Source organism: Parabacteroides sp. KHUB-03 (assembly GCF_056640975.1).
Genome location: NZ_CM153257.1, coordinates 2099250 through 2124183, shown reverse-complemented (window position 1 = coordinate 2124183; position 24934 = coordinate 2099250). Strand labels below are relative to the sequence as shown.

At 40.8% G+C, this 24934-nt stretch carries 17 protein-coding genes; 14 read left to right on the top strand and 3 right to left on the bottom strand.

All coding sequences use genetic code 11. The annotated features are described in order from the left end of the window. The first annotated feature begins 4 nt into the window (after positions 1–4). From ACYIB7_RS09125 to ACYIB7_RS09100, 6 genes are all read left to right on the top strand, one after another. Positions 5–973 carry a FecR family protein gene (locus ACYIB7_RS09125; RefSeq protein ID WP_103982079.1) on the top strand — a complete coding sequence of 323 codons (969 nt, stop codon included), beginning with the start codon at positions 5–7 and terminating at the stop codon, positions 971–973. A gap of 164 nt (positions 974–1137) precedes the next feature. Beyond that, the gene (locus tag ACYIB7_RS09120; protein ID WP_480336834.1) at positions 1138–4578 is read left to right on the top strand and encodes a TonB-dependent receptor; all 3441 of its coding nucleotides are present in this window, start codon (positions 1138–1140) and stop codon (positions 4576–4578) included. 15 nt (positions 4579–4593) lie between these two features. Then, the gene (locus tag ACYIB7_RS09115) at positions 4594–6522 is read left to right on the top strand and encodes a RagB/SusD family nutrient uptake outer membrane protein (RefSeq protein WP_480336833.1); all 1929 of its coding nucleotides are present in this window, start codon (positions 4594–4596) and stop codon (positions 6520–6522) included. Between the two features lie 23 nt (positions 6523–6545). Continuing rightward, positions 6546–7271, top strand: coding sequence for a DUF3823 domain-containing protein (locus ACYIB7_RS09110; protein ID WP_103982076.1), 726 nt, complete (start codon positions 6546–6548; stop codon positions 7269–7271). A gap of 108 nt (positions 7272–7379) precedes the next feature. After that, complete coding sequence (locus ACYIB7_RS09105) at positions 7380–9605, top strand: hypothetical protein (RefSeq protein WP_480336832.1); 2226 nt, start codon at positions 7380–7382, stop codon at positions 9603–9605. A gap of 7 nt (positions 9606–9612) precedes the next feature. Next, on the top strand, positions 9613–11886 hold the full coding sequence (locus ACYIB7_RS09100) for a GH92 family glycosyl hydrolase (RefSeq protein ID WP_480338469.1): 2274 nt from the start codon (positions 9613–9615) through the stop codon (positions 11884–11886). Positions 11887–12007: 121 nt separating this feature from the next. Here ACYIB7_RS09100 and ACYIB7_RS09095 read toward each other — a convergent pair whose 3' ends face one another. Then, a complete protein-coding gene (locus ACYIB7_RS09095; RefSeq protein ID WP_103982308.1) occupies positions 12008–13177 on the bottom strand; it encodes an MFS transporter in 1170 nt (389 codons plus the stop codon). Between the two features lie 173 nt (positions 13178–13350). Between ACYIB7_RS09095 and ACYIB7_RS09090 the strand changes: the two genes are divergently transcribed. From ACYIB7_RS09090 to ACYIB7_RS09070, 5 genes are all read left to right on the top strand, one after another. Next, positions 13351–14652, top strand: coding sequence for a phenylacetate--CoA ligase family protein (locus tag ACYIB7_RS09090; RefSeq protein ID WP_103982075.1), 1302 nt, complete (start codon positions 13351–13353; stop codon positions 14650–14652). 22 nt (positions 14653–14674) lie between these two features. Further along, positions 14675–15100 (top strand): amino acid-binding protein, encoded by a 426-nt coding sequence (locus ACYIB7_RS09085; RefSeq protein WP_099465435.1) that lies wholly within the window; start codon positions 14675–14677, stop codon positions 15098–15100. A gap of 66 nt (positions 15101–15166) precedes the next feature. Then, positions 15167–15976: an outer membrane protein assembly factor BamD gene (locus ACYIB7_RS09080; protein ID WP_103982074.1), complete on the top strand. Its 810-nt coding sequence runs from the start codon at positions 15167–15169 to the stop codon at positions 15974–15976. Positions 15977–15999: 23 nt separating this feature from the next. Next, on the top strand, positions 16000–16332 hold the full coding sequence (locus ACYIB7_RS09075) for a DNA-directed RNA polymerase subunit omega (RefSeq protein WP_099465522.1): 333 nt from the start codon (positions 16000–16002) through the stop codon (positions 16330–16332). A 76-nt stretch (positions 16333–16408) separates the two neighbouring features. Beyond that, entirely contained in the window at positions 16409–16876 is a 468-nt protein-coding gene (locus tag ACYIB7_RS09070) for a DUF4293 domain-containing protein (RefSeq protein WP_103982073.1), read from the top strand. A gap of 127 nt (positions 16877–17003) precedes the next feature. Here the strand turns inward: ACYIB7_RS09070 and ACYIB7_RS09065 are convergent, their stop codons facing one another. Next, positions 17004–17666 carry a porin family protein gene (locus tag ACYIB7_RS09065; protein WP_103982072.1) on the bottom strand — a complete coding sequence of 221 codons (663 nt, stop codon included), beginning with the start codon at positions 17664–17666 and terminating at the stop codon, positions 17004–17006. Next, positions 17663–19462, bottom strand: coding sequence for a PBP1 and LysM peptidoglycan-binding domain-containing protein (locus ACYIB7_RS09060; protein ID WP_103982071.1), 1800 nt, complete (start codon positions 19460–19462; stop codon positions 17663–17665). The genes ACYIB7_RS09065 and ACYIB7_RS09060 overlap by 4 nt, the downstream gene beginning before the upstream one ends. A 314-nt stretch (positions 19463–19776) precedes the next feature. Here ACYIB7_RS09060 and ACYIB7_RS09055 point away from each other — a divergent pair, with 314 nt between their 5' ends. From ACYIB7_RS09055 to uvrA, 3 genes are read left to right on the top strand one after another with little or no spacing between them, the layout of a single operon-like run. Further along, entirely contained in the window at positions 19777–21120 is a 1344-nt protein-coding gene (locus ACYIB7_RS09055; protein WP_480336828.1) for a T9SS type B sorting domain-containing protein, read from the top strand. Then, a complete protein-coding gene (locus ACYIB7_RS09050) occupies positions 21113–22078 on the top strand; it encodes a lytic transglycosylase domain-containing protein (RefSeq protein ID WP_394340833.1) in 966 nt (321 codons plus the stop codon). Before ACYIB7_RS09055 ends, ACYIB7_RS09050 begins: the two co-directional genes overlap by 8 nt. A 14-nt stretch (positions 22079–22092) precedes the next feature. Then, complete coding sequence (uvrA, locus tag ACYIB7_RS09045) at positions 22093–24930, top strand: excinuclease ABC subunit UvrA (protein ID WP_099465521.1); 2838 nt, start codon at positions 22093–22095, stop codon at positions 24928–24930. Positions 24931–24934 lie beyond the last annotated feature (4 nt).

The following is a 24934-nucleotide window of genomic DNA, read 5'->3' as shown; positions in this document are numbered from 1 at the left end:
ATTAATGAATAGCGACAAGAAAGACATATTAAAGAAATTAATGCATGAATCTTTGAATAAGGAAGAAGAAACAGCATTGATTAATAGACCTGAAATTTCAGGAAAAATGCTTTGCCAGTGGGATTCTTATGATGGCGCTAGATTTTCGGAAGAAGATGGGAGTCGCATTTGGGGTAATATCCGGAAAAGGATAAATGGTAAAATCAGTAAGCAAGTTGTGTTCTATAAAGTATATAGTTTGGTAGCATCAGTGGTATTAGTTTTAGGTTTAGGTGGTGCTATTTATTTTGCTGACAGGGAACCCGCTCCATTAATGTTTGTAGCAAGTTCCGGTATAAAGAACTTCGAGCCGGTTTCATTACCGGATGGAACAGAGGTGCAGATGGGCCCTGGCAGTAAAATAGTTTATCCGGAAAAGTTTTCCGGAAAAACCCGGGAGGTTACTTTGGAAGGTCAAGCATTTTTTGATGTGGCAAAGAATCCCGGTAAACCGTTTATAGTTCATACGCCGGATATGAAAGTAACAGCATTGGGTACCGCTTTTGAAGTGTTTAGCTATAAACATGAAAATAAGCATGAAATTATTCTGCTGAACGGAAAAGTGAAAATCGGGGTTAATAATGAAAAACACCCTAGTAACAAGGAAGTGGAGCTTTTGCCGAATGAGATGTTTGTATATGACAAATGGAATAAAACGGCCAGTGTGCGAACCGTTAACGCCGATAAATATTCGACGTGGAGAAATAACGGCATATTAAGTTTTGAAAATGAAAAGCTGAATATGATAATTCCGCGTTTGGAACAATGGTTCGGTCGAAAAATAATTTGCCAGAAAAATGTTGCAGATAGTTACCGTTTTACATTTAAAGTGAGAGACGAATCGCTCGAACGTATTTTGTATATACTGAGCAAATCGTCTCCGATAAGATACGTCGAAATGAATGGAGATTATAAATTATATTTAGAAAAATAACAAACTATTAGCCTAATTTATTTCTATGTGGGAAAATACATCTTAAGTCTAACAAAAGTTGGAGGATAAACTTGTCATCCTCCAACCAGTGAGTTCTTGATGGCAGGCAAAGGAGTTGAGAGGCCAAAAGCCTGCTAATTATTCACCAATAACATTACAAAGTTATGAAAAAAATCAAAGAACGGGATAATTATGTCCCGGGATTTAGAAAAACAATTCGTATTATGAAAATGACGACATTGTTATCTGTGTTTGTGGCTTGTAGCATCTCTGCATCCTCATATTCACAGAATTACAAAGTATCGTTGAGCAAGCAAAATTGTAGCATTATTGAAGTTTTGAGGGAAATCGAAAAATCAAGTGAATTTACATTTTTCTTCAACGACAACCAGGTAAATGTAAACAAACAAACAAGTGTAAATGTAAAAAACGCATCTTTAGAAGAGGTGTTGGAACAAGTATTGCGTAATACCAATTATAAATACCAGATTATTGATCGCCAAGTGCTGATTAAAACTAAAGAAGCCGAAGCTGTAACAATGTCTAGCCAGCAAAAAAGAATCGTTACTGGTACGGTAAAAGATGCAATGGGTGAGGCGGTTATTGGCGCAAACGTAATGGTAAAAGGTACTACTACCGGTACGGTAACAGATCTGGATGGTAATTTTAGCATTGAAGTTCCTGCCGGTGCTGTTCTTTTGGTTTCTTATATCGGATATATGGAGCAAGAAGTTGCAGTAAAAGGAAATCAGCCGGTTACTATTGCTTTACGTGAGGATACACAGAAACTGGATGAAGTGGTAGTTGTAGGTTATGGTACGCAGAAGAAGGTTACATTGACCGGTGCCGTATCTGCGATTAAGAGTGACGATATCGTAACAACCAAGAATGAGAACGCTCAGAACATGCTGACCGGTAAAGTTCCTGGGGTACGTGTTGTACAGAAATCTTCAGAGCCAGGTTCTTTCAACAACTCATTTGATATTCGTGGTATGGGTAATCCATTGATCATTATAGATGGTGTGCCTCGTGATAATATGTCGCGTCTGGATGCAAACGATATTGAATCATTATCAGTATTGAAAGATGCCTCGGCTGCTATTTATGGTGTGCGTGCTGCAAATGGTGTTGTTCTAATCACAACGAAGAAAGGTAAGGAAGGTTCTTTGGAACTTTCTTATGATGGAAATGTAGGATGGCAGAATCCGACAGGTTCGCCAAGGAGTGCAAGCGCTGCGGACTGGATGACATTGAAAAATGAAAAAGCGATGCACCGTTTGGAAGGCGGTATTCTTCCTTACAGCCAAGAAGAGATTGATGCTTATCGCCGTGGAGATAAGGTTGGAACAGATTGGTGGGATGCTTGTATGCGGACATTGGCTCCTCAAACACAGCATACATTAAGTGCTACCGGAGGTAATGAAAAGACAAACTTCTATATCAGTACGGGTTATTTGTATCAGGAATCTTTCCTGAAGAGCAAGAGCTTGGATTATAATCGTTTTAATGTTCGTTCTAACGTAACAAGCAAACTGACGAATCGTTTGACCGTTTCATTAAACATGAGCGGTATCATGGATGAGAAGAGCCAGCCGTATGAAAACTCCGACTGGATTATCCGTGCTTTCCAACGTGCTCCGGCTACGCAGCCTATCTATGCAAATAATAATCCGGAATACTTGCAGAACGGATGGATCGAAGGTGATAACCCTGTTGCTATGATGGATGCCAATCAGGTTGGTTATAAGAAATATAACAACAAATGGTTCCAGACTTCAGCAGAGGCAACCTATGATGTTCCTTATATCGAAGGGTTGAAGGCAAGGGCAATGTTCAGTTATGATTATCAGATTGCAGATAACAAACTATATCAAAAAACATATAATCAATATACGTATGATGAGGCTTCGGATACATATCAGAAGCATGGACGTGTAGGAACAAGCAAGTTCCGCCGTGAACACTATACAAAAGAAGCGTTGCTTTATCAGGTGGCATTGAACTACAGCCGCTTGTTTAACGAAAAGCATAATGTGAACGGTTTGTTATTGTTGGAGGGTAGCCAAAGAAACGGAGATAACTTTTTCGCTCAGCGTGAGTTATCATTGGCTTTAGATCAGCTATTTGCCGGAAACAGTGACAATCAGGAAGGTAATATGAGTACCAACTATGATGTGGACGATCCTTCTAAAAGAGATTTATATAAGGAAGCAAATTTAGGTTTGGTTGGTAAATTCGGATACGATTATGAATCGAAATATCTGGCTGAATTCAGTTTCCGTTATGATGGTTCTTCTAAATTCGGAACAGGTGCACAGTGGGGATTCTTCCCTTCAGCTTCTGTGGGATGGCGTATTTCGGAAGAGGCATTCTGGAAAGATTCCAAACTTTCATTTGTGAACAATGCAAAACTTCGCGCTTCTTATGGAAAGATGGGTGACGACCGTGCATCAAACTATCAGTTTGTAAATGGTTACTTGTATCCGGGCGGAGGCTTTGACGGTCAAGGTGGAGCAGGAACAGTATTTGACGGAACATTTGTTTCGGGTGTTCAGAGCAAAGGTATTACAAACCCGTATATCACTTGGTATATCTCTAAGACATTGAACATAGGTGCTGACGTAGAGATGTGGAATGGTCTTCTGGGTGTTTCGGCCGACTATTTTACACGTGACAGAACCGGATTGCTGGCAAAGAGAGATCTGAGTTTGCCGGGAGTGGTAGGTGCCGAACTTCCGCAAGAAAACTTGAACGGTGACTTTACACATGGTGTTGAAATGGAATTGACCCACCGTAACAGAGTTGGTGAAGTAAACTACAACCTGAAAGGTATTTTCTCATATACTCGTACGCAGACTACTTATCAGGAACGCGGCAGAGCTGGTAACTCGTATGAAAACTGGCGTAATAACGGAAACGACCGTTACAACGATATTAAATGGGGAAAAGGTGATGGCGGACGTTATACATCGTATGACTATATATTGAACAGTCCTATTTATGCAGATAAGAATGTGCTTCCGGGCGACTATATTTATCTAGACTGGGATGGCGACGGACAGATAACAGATCATGACACTCATCCGATAGGTTATACAGGCAAGCCAATGATCAACTTTAGTTTTGCGGCTGGTGCTGAATATAAAGGATTTGACTTGAACCTGTTGTTTCAAGGTGCTGGTATGAGCTACGTTAGATATATCGAGCAGTTGCGCGAACCGATGTGGGGTAATGATTACTCAAATGCATTGGAGTATTTTATGGACAGATGGCATCCAGTCGATCCTACGGCAAATCCATATGCACCGTCTACTATTTGGGTTCCGGGTAAATTTGGTTATACAGGAACTGTAGCGGATGAAAATTCACGCTTTAATTTTTATAATGCAAGTTATCTGCGTTTGAAAAGTGCTGAAATTGGTTATACTTTACCTCAGCAATGGGTTTCTAAAGCAGGAATCAAGAGTGTAAGAATCTACTTGAATGGTTATAACCTTTTCACTATAAAGGGAGTTGAAATCGATCCGGAACATCCGGAAGATAGCTATGGTAATATGTATCCTTTGAACAGAACGTTCTCTGTAGGTGCAAATGTTAAATTTTAATCTCGTTCAAAAGTCATGAAACTTTCAAAATATATATTATTGCTTGCTTTAACGTGTGGCATGCCTTCGTGTCTTGATTTGGATATTCCACCGTTGAATGTTGTACAGGATGATGATGTTTTTGGTACGGAAAATGGAGTAAAGAGTTATCTGGCGCGTTTATACAGCCAGCAGTTTATTGAAGATTTCCGTTATTCGCATACTCGTGGATTCAATAACTCGTTTGCATTCCAATCTACATTTGGTATGACAGGTGAGGCTTTGAACCGTGATATTCATGGAGCGGAAACCGAGTCTAACCAGATATGGAATGATGCTTACAAATTGATCCGTGAAACAAACTATTTCCTGGAAACATTGCCAAAATATGCATCCAACTTCTCTAAAGAACAGGTTGACAACTGGATGGGAGAAGCTTATTTTACGCGTGCTTTCACTTATCATGCCTTGGCAAAACGTTATGGCGGTGTACCAATTGTAAACAGTGTTCTTAAATATCCAGATCAGCCGATAGAAGAGCTGACGGTAAACCGTTCTTCTGAAGAAGCTGTATATGAGCAGATGGAGAAGGATTTTGATGAGGCTTATAAATTGCTTCCGGAAACCAGTCAGAAAGGCCGTGCTAATAAATATGTAGCTGCAGCTTTTAAAGCGAGAGCAATGTTGTTTGCCGGTTCTATTGCAAAATATAATGAGGTAGACAAACGCGACGACAAGGATAATACAATTCGGGTTTGTGGTGTTTCAAGAGAGAAAGCGAAAGAATACTTCAAGAAAAGTTATGACGCCGCTTGTCTGTTGAAAGGTAAATATACATTATATAAAGATGGTTGGAAGGCTGATGATAAGCAGGCTCAATATCAGAACTATGTGGATATGTATTTTGCTGAAAACAGCCGCGAAAATATCTTTATCCGTCAGTATAAATATCCCGAATCGGTACATGGTTATGATGCTTATAACATCCCACGTCAGTTTCGTACAAATGGGTGGACTGCATCAACAAGCCCTACGCTGAGCTTTGTGGAAATGTTTGAAGGATTTCCTAAGAATGCACAAAACAAGATTCAGGTATTCGATGAGAATGGTAAATACAAACTCTATAATACCACAATGGAACTGTTCGAAAATGCAGAACCACGCTTGCGTGCAATCGTGATTTTACCTGGCGACGAGCTGAAAGGCGAACAGGTGGAAATCTGGAGAGGTATTTACACAGGTGAGGTTGCCAATGGTATTTCTCGTTTGCAGTTGTCGGATGAACCTGCCGAAAGATATGAAAATGATCCGCATTGTAAGGATCTTATTGTAAGTTCGCAGAGTGCAGAAAACCAGACCGTGCGTGTTTTGCCTAATGGTGAAAAGATGAACGCCAGCGGTCGTAGCGGTTGTTTTTATGACAATGGAGAATGTACGATAGCCGGCTTTGCTGTGCGTAAATGGATTGATCCTTCTATTCCTGCCGCTTTGGTTATGGAAAGACGTTCGGAGCAGGCTTGGCTTGAAATGCGTTATGCCGAAGTGCTGTTAACTCGTGCCGAGGCTGCTGTTGAGTTGGCTGAAGAAGGAGCTGCAGACGCTGACTATATGCAGGACGCTTTTGATTGTATCAATGAAATTCGTGAAAGAGCAGGTGCTACTTTATTGACAAGCAAAGCCGAATTGACAAAGGAAATCGTACGTGTTGAAAGACGTAAGGAATTGAGTTTCGAGAATAAAGTATGGTGGGATATGAGACGTTGGAGAACAGCTCACCGTGAGCAGAACTCTACGCTTTATAGATCGTTGTTTCCATTCTATGCAGAAAAAGCAGGCAAATGGTTCTTTGACGCTCGTCCGGATGATAAGAACAAACGCTTTACATTTGATGAAAGATGGTATTATAATCAGATACCGAATGATGAAATAACAAAAAGCGGACTTACTCAGAATCCAGGTTATTAATCTTATAATACAGAGAAAATAAAATGAAAAAAGTAATATGTTATTTATCAATGGCACTGTTGCTGCTGGCTGGCAGTTCTTGTACCAAATTTGATAATTATGAAGAACCTGCCGAAACAATTAAGGGAGTAGTATTTGATAAAAATACCGGAAAGCCCTTACAAACAGAAGTGGGTGAAGGTGGTATCCGTATTAAGTTGATGGAATATAGTTGGAGTGATTCTCCTACTCCTTATTATTTCGGAGGAATGCAGGAAGGCAACTTTAATAATACCAAAATATTTGCAGGCGAATATGGTATTACGGTAATGGGTGCTTTTGTTCCGCTTGCCGAAGAAAGACATAAGGTGAAAGGTACATTGGATCTGAAGTTTGAAGTAGAGCCATTCCTTAATGTTGATTGGGTAGGCGAACCTGTTGTCAATGCTGATAAAACTGTAACGGTGAAAGCTTTGATCAAGAGAGGTACCAATAACAAGGATTTCCAGCAAAATGTGTCTGATGTTCGTTTCTTTGTTGTAGCCGGCGCTCCTTATGTTGGCGAGAACAATAAGGATGACCGTTATTCAGTGTATATCTCAGGTACGGAAGCCAATAATATGTTGGGCACTACAGTATCGTTGACTACAAAAGCTCCTTTGGAATCGGGTTTTACTTACCATCTTCGGGTTGGTGCTCGTATTGACAAGGAGATTGAAGGTAACAGACGGTATAACTATACTGAAATGGTTACGCTGAAGATGCCTTGATTGAATAAATCGTAAGATATTTGTATATATTGGGGGCGCCTTAATTAGATAACGTGATAAAACGACTATTAAGGTGCCCCTTTGTTTTTTTCTTAAATATAATAATCTATGAAGACGAATGTAAAAAAAGTATTGACTTGTTGTGCTTTATTATCTTTCATTGCTTCGGGCTGCCAGTCCGGACAAAAAGCAGTGGAAAATCAAACAGAAAAAAGAGAGAGGACTGCTTTTCAAACCGGGCAACCCTGGAAACCAACTACCGATACGCGTGCCGATGTGGCCATTGTATACGGGGTAGGAGGGAATCCTTCTGAGAAAAGAGCGAATATGACATTTGAAGAACGGGTACAAAGCTGGCGTGATAAAGGCTACACAACCCACTTTATGACTGGTATTGCTTGGGGTGAGTATCAGGATTATTTTACTGGAGAATGGGATGGAAAGTGGCATCTGGATGAAGGACAGGTAACTATGAAAGGGGACACAATCTGGCACGGACACATGGTTCCGTATATTGTACCTTCTATGAACTTTATCGAATACATGAAGGAAAGACACATCAAACGCGTAATAGATGCAGGCATTGATGCTATCTACCTGGAGGAACCGGAATTCTGGGCACGTGCCGGATATAGCGATGCTTTCAAGCGCGAATGGAAAGATTACTATGGTTTTGACTGGCGTCCGCAGCATGAATCTGCCGAAAATACCTATTTATCTAACAAATTAAAATATCATTTATATTATCGTGCCCTGAATGAGTGTTTTACCTATGCAAAAGAATATGGTAAAAGTAAAGGGATGGATGTTCGTTGTTATGTCCCTACCCATTCTTTAGTGAATTATTCTCAGTGGCAGATTGTAAGCCCCGAAGCAAGCCTGGCTTCTTTACCTTGTGTGGATGGATATATTGCCCAGGTATGGACCGGCACTTCACGTGAGCCGAACTATTTTAACGGGGTAGCAAAAGAACGTGTATTTGAAACAGCGTTTCTTGAATATGGCTGTATGGAGTCTATGACTGCGCCAACAGGCCGTAAGGTGTTTTTCCTTACAGACCCGATTGAAGACTGGCCTCGCGACTGGGCGGACTATAAGAAGAACTATCAGGCAACCTTTACAGCCAAGTTGCTTTATCCGAACAATAACAATTATGAGGTAATGCCTTGGCCGGATCGTATCTATGAAGGTCTCTACCGCACTAGTGCCAATAGTGAAGAGAAAGCGTTGATCCCACGTTTCTATTCTACACAGATGCAGGTTATGATTAATTCTTTGAATGATATGCCCCTGTCTGATAATAAGGTGAGTGGCTCGTCGGGTATCAGTGTGTTGATGGCTAATTCGTTGATGTTTCAGCGTGCTCCGCAACCTGTAGCAGGATATGATGATCCGCAATTATCAAACTTCTACGGACAGGCATTGCCATTCCTTAAGCGTGGTGTTCCGGTTCATTTGTTGCACCTTGAAAATGTCTCTTATCCGGAAACATGGAAAGATACAAAAGTGCTGTTGATGTCATATTCGAATATGAAGCCGCTGGATAAAGAAGTTCATGAACATATTGCCGACTGGGTAAAAAATGGCGGTGTGTTGGTATATAGTACGCGTGATACGGATCCTTTCCAGAATGTACAGGAATGGTGGAATACAGGAGAAAACAAATATAAGACTCCGTCTGAACATCTGTTTCAGGAAATGGGTATTGCTAAAGACGCTAAAGAAGGAGAATACGTTTGTGGCAAGGGTACGGTTTACGTGATTCGCAAAGACCCGAAAGAATTTGTACTGGCCGCTAACAGTGATGCTGACTTTGTAGCAACAGTGAAGAACCTGTATGAGGAAAAGGCTAATGCCGGCACACTGGAATTTAAGAATAGTTTCTCGCTGTCAAGAGGAAACTATGATTTGGTATCTGTGTTGGACGAGAGCGTAAGCAATGAACCTTATGTATTGAAAGGTACTTTAATTGACTTGTTCGATCCGAAGTTGCCCGTTCTGTCTGAAAAGGTAGTTAATCCCGGCGAACAAGCCTATATATATAATGTAGGACGCGTAGCTAATCCGGAAACTCCGCAGATATTGGCCGCTGCTGCTCGCGCTTACGACGAAAAAGCAGATAAAGGCAGCTATTCATTTGTGGCAAAGAGTCCCATAAATACAACAAATGTAATGCGCGTGTTATTGCCTGCTGCACCAAAATCGGCTGTATTTACAGATGCAAAAGGTAATGAAATAAAAGAAGCTACATGTGAGTGGGATGAAACAAGCAAAACTTGCCTGTTAGGATTTGAAAATAATCCGGAGGGTGTAAAAGTTTCACTGAAGTGGTAATAGAATGATGAATATAAAGAAAATAGCAGGCGTTCTTTTTTTAGGGAGCGCCTTTCTCTCTGCTTTTGCAGGAGAAAAGGATTGGGTGGAATATGTAAATACCTTGCAAGGGACAAATTCGAAATTTGAACTTACACGTGGCAATACCTATGCGACAACGGCTATGCCGTGGGGTATGAATTTCTGGACTCCACAAACCGGTTTGGTAGGTGACGGATGGATTTACCAGCATTTTAAAGATTCTATCCGCGGATTCCGCCAGACCCACCAATGTAGTTCGTGGACAAATGATTATGGTGCCTTTTCTATTATGCCGGTAGTTGGTAATTTGGCCGTAGATCAATATGGAAGAGCAACCCGCTTTAGCCATGATAAGGAAGTGGCAAAGCCAAACTATTATAAGGTAACTTTCGAAAACGGGCAAACGACGGAAATGTCGCCTACCGAGCGTGGCGTTTATTTTCGTTTTGCCTATCCGCAGGGTAAAGATGCCTATCTGGTGCTTGACGGGCATCGCGGCGGCAATATGGTACGTCTGTATCCGGAAGAAAACAAGATTGTCGGTTTTACGAGCAATGGCAATCATTCTTGTCCGGATGGATTTGCAAATTATTTTGTGCTATATTTCAATAAGCCGTTTAAGAGCTATGGTACATGGAAAGATGCTGATGGAAAGAAAACGGAAAACAGCAAGGATGCTAACGGCAGTCATGTTGGAGCCTATGTTCAGTTTGAGTCCGGAGCTGTGGTGGAAGCAAAAGTAATATCCTCTTTTATCAGCATAGATCAGGCAGAGATGAACTTTAGGCGGGAATTGGCCGGTTTAAAATCTTTGGAAGAAGCCCGTGAGTTGGCTGCCGATGCATGGAACGAACAACTCGGTAAGGTGGAAGTGGAAGGCGGAACGGAAGAAGAAAAAGCAACATTCTATTCTTGCTTTTTCCGTTCGATGTTGTTCCCGCGCAAGTTCTACGAATACGATGCCAATAATAATCCGATCTACTACAGTACTTACGATGGCAAGTTGCACGATGGATATATGTATACCGACAATGGTTTCTGGGATACGTTTCGCGCCCAGTTCCCACTGAATGCGCTTTTGCACCCCGAGATTCATGGACGTTATGTAAACTCGTTGCTGGATGCTTACGATCAGAGCGGATGGTTGCCAACCTGGTCGTTTCCGGGACATAACTGTGGTATGGTAGGTAATCATGCGGCCTCTTTACTGGCGGATGCTTATGTGAAAGGTTTCTCATTCGATACCGACAAAGCATTGAAAGCCATGCTGCATGAGGCAACAAATAAAGGACCTCACGGACCTTCCAATGGGCGCGACGGCTGGGCGGATTATTTTTCTTTGGGTTATGTGCCTTATCCTGAATATCGCGAATCGGTTGCGAAGACGTTGGAGTTTTGCTATGATGACTTTTGCGCCTATCAGATTGCTCGCCTGTCGGGTAATGATTATATGGCGAAGCTGTTCGGAAAGCAGATATATAATTATGAGAATGTATATGAACCTTCCACCCGTTTTATGCGCGGACGTGATAAAAAGGGTAACTGGACACCAAACTTTGATCCGAAAGAATGGGGTGGCCCTTACACAGAAGGATGCGCTTGGCATTATCATTGGTCGGTTTTCCATGACATACAAGGCTTGATAAATTTGATGGGTGGCGAAAAGAACTTTGTGGCGAAGCTAGACTCCGTATTCTCCGAGCCAAATACTTTTAAGGTAGGGACGTATGGCTACGTAATTCATGAAATGGCAGAGATGGCTATGATTAATATGGGACAGTATGCGCATGGAAATCAGCCTATTCAACACATGATTTATCTCTATAATTATGCCGGCGAACCTTGGAAAAGCCAGTATTGGGCACGTGAAGTGATGAACAAACTCTATAGTTCGGGCCCTAACGGTTATCCGGGTGACGAAGATCAGGGACAAACCTCGTCATGGTATGTGATTAGCGCAATGGGATTGTATTCAGTTTGTCCCGGCACAGACCAATACGTGATAGGCAGCCCTGTCTTTCCTAAGATGACGATTCACTTGGAGAATGGCAAAAAGCTGGTAATTGAAGCAGACGGCAATTCGTTGGACAACCGTTATATCCAGTTGTCCAGCCTGAACGGCAAACCGTTTACACGCAACTGGCTTACATATAAAGAGCTGACCGACGGCGGAGTAATCCGTTATAAGATGGGAAATAAACCGAATATATCTCGTGGTGTTACGGTGAAAGACCGTCCCTATTCGGTGTCTGCTAAGTAGTTGATTTGTTGTTTATTAAAAAGATATATCTTTTGTATCTTAAACACATGTCTTTGCAATTCGAAAGTCATGTCTTTGGATTGCAAAAGATGTATCTTTTTTTGAAGAATATATTGTCTGTTTATTGTTGTTTTGCAGAGGTATACTTTAGCTGTAATCCAAGAAAGATTGCTCCCGGAATAAATAAAATAACAGCAGAAGACAGTAAGGCTATTTGCAGCGAATAGATATCATTTAGCCAACCGATGAACGGAGCAATTGCGGCAAACATCAGACGGATAATGAAATTGCGGATAGAGAGTACGGTGGCTCGCATTTCGGAAAATGTCATCTGATTGATATATCCTTTGAGGATAGGTGTGGCAAACCCTCTGAAAATATAAAATATAAACAAGATAGCGAGCCCTGCATATGTAAGATTGAAGGCTAGAGCTACGTAACCTCCGATGATAACGCTGAGAATCAGTATTCCCATTTTTTTTAACCCGAAATAACGATCTACGCGGTCTGAATATAAGGCGGCAAAACCTACGGTGAGGTTTAAGACAGTCCAGATAACACCGTAGTAGGATGTAGGCGTTTCCAAATGCATCAATAGGGGTTGTACGAGCCAAGCCATCGTGAGAGTGGCAGCCCCGATAATGCCGGAGAACATAATATTATAGCAAAGCGGCCTGTTAGTTATCAGGGAGTATTTTATAATCCGTATGATCTCGGAAACCGGGTTTTGTATCTTGTTTTTTATGTTGAACTCCTTTAATGCCAAAGCGGCCGGAATGCCCGAAAAGGCAATAACAGCCTGTATATAAAATGGAAATCTCAAAGAATAGGCGGCCAGTAAACCTCCGAATATACCTGCAATTGCTTCCGCAAAGTTGCCGATCATGGTGATACGCCCTTCGTAGCGTAGATATAATTCTTCTTTTTTATAATGTAAGGTGGTGTCATATAGCAAAGCGGAGTCTGCCCCGTTTACTAATGTCTGCCCCACACCCAGTAATATTTCGGCAATAAGGAAAGCATGGAATGTGGAAGTGAAAGAATAACATAAATAACCTCCGAAAAATAGAAAGCATCCATATATTAGGCACTTACGTCTTCCCCAGACATCCGCCAGATAACCCGACGGTATTTCTAAAGCTACAGCCGCAACAGAATAAACACTTTTGAGAATAAAGACATCTTGTAAGCCAAGCCCATGTTTTTCATAAAACAACACAATTATAGGCATTACCAGGCTGAACCATTTGGATAGCTTGATCAGATAAAGAGCAAGGATGTTTCTTCTCATGTCGTTATTAAGCGTGAAAACCGGCATTTCAACTGCAAAAGTAGCAATTTAAATCGTATTTATTTCCAGCTTAGGAGGCAGGATGTAAAAAAAGTTGTTACTTTGCGACCGGCTTATGCTATTAATTTTTGAATAAACAGTAGTAAATTATAACGAAAAAATAGTTTGATACCATGATTTGGAACGAAACAATTGAATGCATGGACCGCGAAGAGATGCGGAAATTACAAAGTATCCGGTTGAAACGGGTTGTTGAACACGTATATCATAATAGTCCTTTTTACCGCAAAAAGATGCAGGAGATGGGAATAACACCTAATGATATTCAATCAATTGATGATATAGCCAAGCTCCCTTTTACAGTTAAACAAGATCTTCGGGATAACTATCCATTCGGCTTAATGGCAGTTCCGATGTCTGAGATTGTTCGTCTGCATGCCTCTTCCGGCACTACAGGAAAGCCTATTGTGGTAGGTTACACCCGTAAAGATTTGTCAGTTTGGGCTGAAGTTGTAGCAAGATGCCTGATAGCTTATGGCTTGACAAAGAATGATGCAGTGCAGGTTTCCTATGGCTATGGTTTGTTTACCGGAGGGTTGGGGGCTCATGCCGGAGTAGAGAATATAGGTGGAACCGTTATTCCGATGAGCAGCGGTAATACGCAAAAACAAATCCAGTTGATGCACGATTTTGGCGCAAAAGGTTTGGCTTGTACACCCTCTTATGCCCTTTATCTGGCAGAAACAATCCGCGAATCAGGTATTCCTTTGGAAGAATTTAAATTGAGAGTAGGTGTGTTTGGTGCAGAACCATGGACCGAAAATATGCGTAAAGAACTGGAAGAAAAGTTGAATATAAAAGCCTATGATATTTACGGACTAACTGAAATATGTGGCCCGGGAGTAGGGGGCGAGTGTGAATGTCAGAACGGTACGCATTTATGGGAAGACCATTTCTTTCCTGAAATAGTTGATCCGCAGACCTTGCAGCCTGTAGCACCGGGTGAAGTAGGCGAATTGGTATTTACCACCCTGACCAAAGAAGGTATGCCGATGATACGTTATCGTACGCGAGACCTTACATCGCTGATCTATGAAAAATGTGCTTGCGGTCGTACAGCTGTTCGAATGAACCGTATTTTAGGACGAAGTGACGATATGTTGATTATTCGTGGCGTAAATGTTTTCCCATCTCAAGTAGAATCCGTAATTTTGGAACTTTCGGAGTTCGAACCGCATTATTTGATTGTAGTAGACCGTGTGAACAATACGGATACTTTCCAGATACAGGTGGAGGTGCGCCAGGAATATTATTCGGATGAGATCAATAAAATGATTGCCCTGAAGAAAAAGATTGCCAACCGCATGCAAAGCGTGATCGGTTTGCAGCCTGATATTAAGATTGTGGAACCGCGTAGCATTGAGCGAAGCATGGGCAAAGCCAAGCACGTGATAGACAATCGTAAGTTAGTTTAACCCCTTTAAAAATTAAGGTACTATGTTAATTAAACAATTATCTATCTTTCTGGAGAATAAGAAAGGCCGTTTTACGGAAGTTGCTAAGATATTGGGCGAAGCAGGTATAAATATGTCTGCGTTTACGGTTGCTGAAAATTCCGACTTTGGAATTCTTCGTTTAATAGTGTCAGATACGGATAAAGCAATTAAAGTATTGCGTGATAAGTTGTATGCAGTGAGTGTTGCTGAAGTAGTTTGCTTACACTGCCCTAATCAGCCGGGAGCGTTGGCTAAAGCTATGGATATAATTACATCGGCAGGAATTTTTATTGAATATATGTATGCTTTTTCACAGGGAGATGCGGCAAATGTTATTATTCGCCCGGATAATGTAGAAAAGTGTGCAGAGGTTCTAAAGGCTAATAAACTGGAGCTGATTGCAGCCAGTGATTTGTATAAGTTATAAATATTAACGTTTTGCGTTTCGTTTATTTGCTAGGAAGCACTAACTTTGCGCGCTAAAAGTATGTGAATGAAAAAGGTTGTATTTCTATTGATGATGATTACAGTCTTATTATCTTCTTGCGGAGAATATAATAAGATTTTGAAAAGTACGGATTATGAACTCAAATATTCATACGCAAAGAAGTATTTCAATGCGAAGCAATATTCAAAATCTGCTACTTTGTTGGAGGAACTGGTTACAATCTTTAAGGGAACTGCTTATGCCGAGGAATCTTTGTATTTGTTGGCACAAAGCTATTATGGCCAAAAAGATTATCAAACGGCTGCACAATACTTCCAGACTTATTACACGACTTATCCGAAAGGTGAGTATACTGAATTAGCCCGGTATTATTCTGGATATGGTTTATATCTGGATTCTCCTGATCCCCGGTTGGACCAGAGTCAGACGTATAAGGCCATTGAACAGTTGCAGCTTTATTTAGAGTATTATCCTCAGAGCGAACATGCCGAAGAAGCACAAAAGATTATGTTCGAACTGCAGGAAAAGTTAGCTTATAAGGAATTGTTGGCTGCCAGATTGTACTATAATTTGGGTACTTATTTGGGCAACAATTATTTATCGTGCGTAATTACTTCGCAGAATGCTTTGAAAGATTATCCTTACTCAAAGTATCGTGAAGAGTTTATGTATCTTATTATTCGTTCAAAGTATGAATTGGCTTTAGTCAGTGTAGAAGAGAAGTTGCAGGGTCGTTATCGTGAAGTTGTTGACGAATACTACAATTATATGAACGAATATCCGGAAGGAAAGTATGTAAAACAGGTACAGAAATTCTATGATTACGCCAGCAAACGCATTTCAGATGCATATTAATGAAATTAATCAATAAAACGAATATGGATTACAGAAAATCAAATGCTCCTGCGAATACAGTAACCCGCGACATGATGAAATTGTCCGAAGATACGGGTAATGTATACGAAACAGTAATGATTATCTCTAAGCGAGCTAATCAGATTAGTGTTGAAATGAAACAGGATCTGGAAAAGAAACTTCAGGAATTTGCGTCTTACAACGATAATTTGGAAGAAGTTTTTGAAAACAGAGAACAGATTGAAATTTCGCGTTATTATGAAAAGCTTCCTAAATCGACTTTGATCGCAGCCCAGGAGTATGAAGAAGGTAAGGTTTATTATAAGAACCCTGCTAAAGAAAAAAATAACTTCTAATAAGAATTTGATGTTACAGACAACGGAAAGGCTGACCCGGTAAGAGTCGGCCTTTCCATTTAAAAGACTAAATATCATGTTGCAGAGAATACAAACTGTTTATTTGCTTATTATTGTGGCATTAACTATAGCCACATTGTTTTTGCCTCTTGCCGTTCTTCAGGTAGGAGATATGTTATTATCCTTTGATGCTACGGGTGTTAATACAATGGCTGTTCCGTCTGAACTGATTTATCCGACGTGGGGGCTTTTTGCGTTGACTGCAATTATTGCTTTAATAGCACTGATTACTATATTTTTGTTTAGAAAAAGAATGCTGCAAATACGTTTGTGTATATTTAACGCTCTTTTGATGGTCGGTTTTTATGCCTTGTTTGCCTTTTTTGTATGGAATGTAAAAAATCAAGTGGGAGAGGAAGATATGGTATTTGCTGTTAAGATAGCATTGGCATTTCCTTTAATTAATCTGATTTTGGACTATTTGGCTATCCGTAATATCGGAGCAGACGAAACGTTGGTTCGTTCATTGGATAGACTGAGATAAGAAAAAAGATATAGATATACTAAGTCCCGCCTTACACTCAACTCGTTTAAAGTGTTAAGACGGGACTTTTTATTTACAAAAGACATGTCTTTTTGATCATTTGAATTATTAGGGAAAGTTCTGACTTTTATTTGATAACCGGTAGCAGATAGGTTAGTTTTACTGATATAATTTGTCCGGAAGATTTAGAAAAGAAATCGGCTTTACGACTATTATAAATATCACCTAAGGCATAATAGTAACGTCCTTCAAGTAAGAAATAACCGATTCCTGTGCGCAATTCAAGTCCTGGCCCTCCACATAAACCCCAGTCGAATTTTTTGTCGATAGGCATAGTGTGTTGTTCGTTTGTAATATTAGGTTCTGCACCATTCAGGTTTTCTTTTGTACTTTCGCTTAATGCATAACCTATTTTAGGGCCAAGGTTAACAAATACCTTGAAACGTTTGCTTCCGAAATAAATATGAGTCAGGAAGGGTATTTCGATGTAGTTGATAGTGCGGCTGTACTCGTATTGAGGTTCGTCCTTGAAACTCTCTTTCCAACCCTGCTGCGTGAAATTGACTTCGCCTTGTAATCCTACGTATGCTTCTGTATTCCATCGTACAGTTAAACCGCCGGTATATCCCATTAACATGCCGGTTTTTACTTTAGGGTAGAAGGAAACAGATGAAAAGGTTGTCCCGAAATTAGCACCTATGGCCAGTTCCTGTTTGAATTTATCTTGTGCGTGGATCGTATTGTAACTAACCCAAAACAAAGCGGCTAATGTGAATATTTTCTTGATCATCTTAATTCAGTCCGTGTTACCGTGTAATCATTATTATAATGGACAATGAAGAGGTTTGTATTGATGAATCCTCCCCAGTTATTAACGCGGTGGAAATCAAATCCTGTTTGTATGCTGGCGTACTTAATCTTATCCAGATTGTTTTCAAAATTGGCACCGTATTTATGAATAGCGCTTATAAAATACATACCGGTGTCAAAGCCTAAAATACCGTATTTAGGGAAAGTATTAATAAGGTTTTTGCTGTACCATGTTTTATATGAGGTATAAAAGTTCTGTACGTTGGCTGCCAGATTGTCAGCGTAGAAGTTGCTATAGATATACGTATTGAGGGCATAAAAATCTTCCAGGCATTCACGTGTATAGGTTTGCCATTCGGGGTAACCGAACAGGGTTATACCATATTCCGGTGTTGATTCGGCCAACATCCGTAACGGTGATTTTATTTTGTTGAGCGCGTCTAAAGATCCGGAAGTCGGAATGACTACGTTACGTTTATCTTTACTCATCAATTGTTCTATGTCTGTTTGGAATGTTTCGGCATGATATGGTAATTCCTTGTATTTTATTTGGCGGCCTTTCATTTCCGCTTTAAAAGCTTTGATGAAATCAGTTTTTTCTTCTTTGTCTTTTATATCCAATAATATAATGTTGTAATCCGCAAAAAGATCGCATCCGGCTTGCGATGCTTTTGAATACAAATAAGAATGAGGAGTATTTACCTGGAATACGGATGCATTTGACAAGACGTCATCGTTTTTGGATGTAAAAGGAATGATATATTTAATATTGTGCTTTTGAGCGAAGTTTGCTACGGGAGTAATTTGTTCGTTCTGTACGGCGCCAATGATCAAATTAGCATCTCTGAGAGCATCTTCCTTGAGTATTTCATTTAATTTTTTAGTTCCGTTGCCAGTGTCATACACAGACAATTCGATATTGCATCCCATATTGCGCATACTGTCTACTGCTAGCAGTAAGCCTTCATAGTATTCAATAAAACGGGAAGTTGCGGCGGAAGCTACGGATTCATTAGTCATAAATGGGAGCAGCAATGCTATCTTTATCATATCTACCCGTTTAATGTCTTTCGGTGTAGATAATAAGGCATTTACATCATGCTCTTTTGGGGCAACAGCCATCTCTGTTACTGTTTCTTCGGATTGTACAGGTATTTTGATAACCATGCCGGCCTTTATTCCGTTTTTTAATTTGGGATTATATTTGATTAATTCATTACTGGAAATATTGAATTTCCTGCATATGCGGTACATTGTTTCTTTTTTCTCGATTGTGTACTCAATTTCTTTGGTTACAGTTTTCTTTTCTGTAGTAGGCAAGGCTTCTATTTTTGTTGCCGGGATACGGATAATTTTACCAATGTTAAAGGTTGATGCAGACAATCCTGGGTTTGCCTGTATAATGTTTTCTGCCGGTACAGCATATTTTACAGATAGGGAATATAGTGTTTCTTTTGGTTGTATTGTATGATATGTATAGTTGCCGGCAAGATTTTTATCGGAAGAAGAGGCTGTGTCTTTTTGGGGTATTTTTAATACGGCACCGGCTTTGATACCTTCTTTACTTTCCGGATTCAGACGGTAAATATCATCTACACTTACGCCATACATCGTGGCAATGGCATATACTGTTTGTCCTTGTTCAATAGTGTGATAAAATATGTCGTCGCTTTGTTCGTAAATGGTCGAAGCTTTTTTGTGATTACTCTGTGAATAAAGAGATACACTGATGAAGCTGAAAAAAAGTGTTACTACGTATACGCTGATCTTATTCATTTGCTGTTTAGAATATTTGCTACAAAGATAATGTATGTCCGTATAAAATACTAACGAAATATCTTGTAATATTGTAAAATTGGTTTTCCTACCTTCTGCTAATTGCGAACTACATCTGTGTTATTCAGGTCGCTAATCTTTTTAAGAACAGATGCCTACCCAAATTAAAGTAAAATAAAAGGGGGACATTTCTTCACTAACATACACATCGTTTATTAACTTATAGGATAAATGTTTCTAAAAATCCCTATCTTTGTAGCCCCTGATATGAGCCTTGTTTAAGTGTCAATATCAGAGATTAAGAAGAAGTCTATATGTTAAAAGGAATTTTAAGGAAGTCAGGTGTAATTATTTATTTACTATTTGCTGTTCTGGCTGCGTACGCCCAATATCGCGTGACTGGCGGAAAAGGAGCACCTATGCTTGCGGAAGATGATACAAAGAACCGTTTGCAGGTATATATGGTTTATGGAGTAAATAATACAGAGATAAGTTACACGTCATCATCAACTTCCCATCAATGGTACCGGTATAAGACCCGGATGCAGGACGCAGAAAAAATTCCGTGTATTCAGAACGGCACTACTTCCATAATTCGGAATGTAGAAGATGGCTATGGTTATTTTGTGGGTGAATCCGCCATTATACAGCAACGTTATGTGTGGATTATCGATTATGGTAAGCATGCTTTTAACATATCCGGCTTATATGTGTCGGATAAAGGGAACCCTTGCTCTGCAGTGCGTTTGACAGGAACGGCAGAAATGGATAAATTGTCGTATCGTACTCCTTCGGGAATGGAGAGTGAAGTAAAGCGCGAATTTGAAATTGTTTATAATACGATGGAGTATTCGAAAGATTTGAAAGTGTTTTCTCGTATAGAGAAGAAGGTGGCAACTTCAGATCCTTTCTCTGTTTCTTTGCCGGCTCCATTGTGTGATACGGATTTTTTATTGAAAGGCGACCAGTTTGCCAAATACTTTAATGTTGAAAAGTCTATAAGTACGGGAGAATATCCGGCTGTTGCTATTGAAATGTATGCTGACTCCTCTTTTGTTGCAGACGAATCGTTAAATATGTCGACTACAGGGGACGGATTTTCGGCACCGGTCACTATCCGTTTTACTGCCCGTGCGAATGATCCGGTAGCGGCTATTTATGTGTGGACTATTTATAAAACTCCTCAGGATGGAAATTCGGAAGATGAAGAGATCGAACCTATTATCCGTTATCCGGGAGAAGAAATAGAATATACATTCCAGCAGGCAGGAGAGTTTACAGCCCGTCTGGAAGTAAGTGACCGAACGGGTGTTTGTTCGGATATGGAAGAGATTCAATTATCAATTTCAGAATCTTTCCTTGATATACCTAATGCATTTTCGCCGGGGACAACTCCCGGAATAAACGACGAATTTAAGGTCGTTTATAAATCATTAGTCCGTTTTAGCGGAACTATCTTCAACCGCTGGGGGTCTCAAATGTTCCATTGGACTGATCCTTCGCAAGGATGGGATGGTAAAAAAGGGGGAAAATATGTTCCGCCCGGCGTTTATTTCTATGTGATAGAAGCAACCGGTTCGGATGGTAAGAAATATAAAAAGAGCGGAGATATTAATCTTCTTCGCCCCAAAACAATAGATGATCAGATTCATGACTAAGAATAGTGTTATTAGCTTTTGTGCTGGAAGCTTAATTTGCCTGACAGCGTGTTTGTCTTTAGGTTCAAATGATTCGGAAAAGGAAATGGAGCAACGTCCTGTTGTTTCGTCGATGACTGTTTCTCCGGAAATTCCTAATACAGTGCCTTTCTGTGGTAAAATGATCGATATTACCCGGTATAATATGCGGGAAGGGTTTGACAGGGAATTAAGTAGTTTCACTTATTTTCATGCCAATACAATGTTGCTTATAAAGCGGGCAAACCGTTATTTCCCGATTATCGAACCCATTTTGAAAGCAAATAATATCCCTGACGACTTTAAATATCTGGCCGTGATAGAAAGCTTTCTCGATCCTCGCGTAACTTCCCCGGCAAGAGCCGTTGGAATGTGGCAGTTATTGGAAGGGACGGCTAAACAATATGGTTGTTCGGTTACTCCTACGGTTGACGAACGTTGTAATGTGGAGAAATCAACTCAGGCTGCTTGTCGCTATTTGAAAGCGGCATATAATAAATATGGAGATTGGGCTGTTGTGGCTTCATCATATAATGCCGGTATGGGACGTATTTCGGGAGAATTGCAAAAACAAGATGCCGATAACACTTTTGATCTTTGGTTAGTGGAAGAAACTACCCGTTATGTGTATCGTATTATGGCTATAAAGCAGATATTTGAGAATCCGTACAAATATGGATTTGTGCTTCGTGCCCGAGACTTGTATAAACCTTTTGAGTGTACGGAAGTTGTTGTATCTTCGGATATTCCCGATTTGTCTGTTTTTGCTAAAGAGCACGGTATTACTTATGCCGACTTAAAACGCTTTAATCCCTGGTTGCGCGACCGTAAACTTATAACAGGAGGCGCAACATATAAAATACAGATACCACAGGAAAAGGATTTGTACTATAAAACACCTAATACCGTAGTCCATAATCCGGATTGGGTGGTGAAATGAAAGAAGAGAAAAGAATGAGTAATCAAGATAAATTAGAGGGTGGGCGTATTTCCGTATGGGGAGCCCGTGTTCATAATCTTAAAAATATAGATGTAGAGATACCACGTAACAAATTGTCCGTTATTACGGGTATGAGTGGTAGTGGAAAATCTTCTTTGGCATTCGATACCATTTTTGCAGAAGGACAAAGACGCTATGTGGAAACCTTTTCTGCGTATGCCCGTAATTTTCTGGGAAATATGGAACGCCCAGATGTTGATAAAATAACAGGCCTGAGTCCGGTTATCTCGATAGAACAGAAGACAACAAACAAAAACCCCCGTTCTACGGTAGGTACAACAACTGAGATATATGACTTTTTCCGTTTGCTCTATGCCCGTGCCGGTGAAGCTTATTCATATCTGAGCGGTGAGAAAATGGTGAAGTACACCGAAGAACAGGTTCTGCAATTGATCCTTGAAAGGTATCAAGGCAAAAAGACCTATTTGCTGGCTCCCTTAGTGCGTAATCGTAAAGGACATTATAAGGAACTGTTTGAGCAAATCCGTAAGAAAGGATACATTAATGTTCGGGTTGACGGTGAATTGAAGGAAATATTTCATGGCATGAAGTTGGATCGCTATAAGATGCATAGCATTGAGGTCGTTATAGACAAGCTGGTCGTATCCGCTTCCGATGAGCGTCGTTTGAAAGAAAGTCTGAAAATTGCCATGAAGCAGGGAGATGGCTTAATACTTGTACTTGATGCCGATACGAATGAAGTACGTCATTATAGCCGCCGCCTGATGGACCCGGCTACCGGACTTTCATATAGCGAACCTGCACCACATAACTTTTCATTTAACTCGCCACAGGGAGCTTGTCCGAAGTGTAAAGGATTAGGGCAGGTCAACCTCCTGGACATGGAGAAGATCGTTCCTGATCCTTCTTTAAGTATATACAACGGAGGTATTGTAGCTTTGGGAAAGTATAAAAACTCGCTTATCTTTTGGCAGATAGAAGCTATTTGTGATAAGTATGGCGTAACTATCAAGACTCCCGTTAAGGATATTCCCGAAGAAGCGATAGATGAAATTATGAACGGGACGGACGAACGTCTCCAGATAAAAAACGATTCTTTGGGTAATTCCAACTATTTCCTGTCATACGAGGGAGTTGCCAAATATATAATGATGCAACAGGAGAACGAAGCCTCCGCCTCTGCTCAGAAATGGGCCGGACAGTTTATCAAAATGTCTGTTTGCCCCGAATGTAATGGGCAGAGACTTAATCAGGAAGCCTTGCATTATCTTATCGCAGGAAAGAATATAGCCGAGATATCAGCTTTCGATATATCCGAACTGAATGAATGGGTAAAAGATCTGGAAGACAGGCTTGATCCTAAACAACGGCAAATAGCGGTGGAGATATTGAAGGAAATCCGTTCGCGCCTGAAATTCCTGTTGGATGTAGGCTTGGATTATCTTTCGTTAAACCGTGCTTCGGCTACCTTATCCGGAGGAGAGAGCCAGCGTATTCGTTTGGCAACCCAGATAGGAAGCCAATTGGTAAATGTACTCTACATACTGGATGAACCCAGTATCGGTTTGCATCAGCGGGATAATGTCCGTCTGATAAATTCCCTGAAGCAATTACGTGATACAGGCAACTCCGTTATTGTTGTAGAGCATGATAAGGATATGATGCTCAATGCCGATTATGTGGTAGATATGGGACCTAAAGCAGGCCGTTTGGGAGGAGAAGTGGTATTTGAAGGAACACCAGCCGAGATGCTCAAATCAGATACGCTTACTTCGGCTTATCTGAATGGCAAGACCGAAATTGCTATTCCCGCCGAACGCCGTAAAGGAAACGGACAATTTATAACAATCAAAGGAGCGAAGGGGAATAATCTCAAGAATGTGGATGTCACTTTCCCTTTAGGCACATTTATATGTGTGACAGGTGTTTCCGGCAGTGGGAAGTCTACTCTGATAAACAGGACTCTGCAACCCATACTGAGTCAATATTTCTATCGTTCATTGGAAGATCCGTTGGCTTACGATTCGGTAGAGGGCATAGATAATATTGATAAAATAGTGAACGTAGACCAATCGCCCATAGGCCGTTCGCCCCGGAGCAATCCGGCAACATATACGGGCGTCTTTTCAGATATACGCAGCCTGTTTGTAGACCTGCCGGAATCGAAAGTGAGGGGCTATAAACCCGGACGTTTTTCTTTTAATGTCTCCGGCGGACGCTGCGAGACCTGCAAAGGCAATGGTTATAAGACGATAGAAATGAATTTCCTGCCCGACGTGCTGGTTCCTTGCGAAGACTGTCATGGCAAACGTTATAACCGTGAAACGCTGGAGGTTCGTTTCCGGGGTAAGTCCATAGCCGATATATTGGATATGACGATCAACATGGCGGTGGAGTTCTTCGAAAATATCCCCTCTATTTTATCAAAAGTGAAGGTCTTGCAAGATGTAGGCCTGGGCTATATTAAGCTCGGACAGCCTTCTACTACCTTATCCGGAGGAGAGAGCCAGCGCGTGAAGCTTGCAACGGAATTGTCCAAACGTGATACGGGCCGCACTCTGTATGTACTGGATGAACCGACTACCGGACTGCATTTTGAAGACATACGCGTCTTGCTGGGCGTCTTGAATAAGTTGGTAGATAAGGGCAACACCATTATTGTGATAGAACACAACCTGGACGTTATCAAAAGTGCCGACTACGTAATAGACATGGGACCCGAAGGCGGCCGCCGCGGTGGACAAGTTTTGTTTACCGGTACTCCCGAAGCTCTTGCTGCGAGCAAAGCAGGCTTTACTGCTCCATTTTTAAAAGAAGAACTAAAGAAGTAAACAG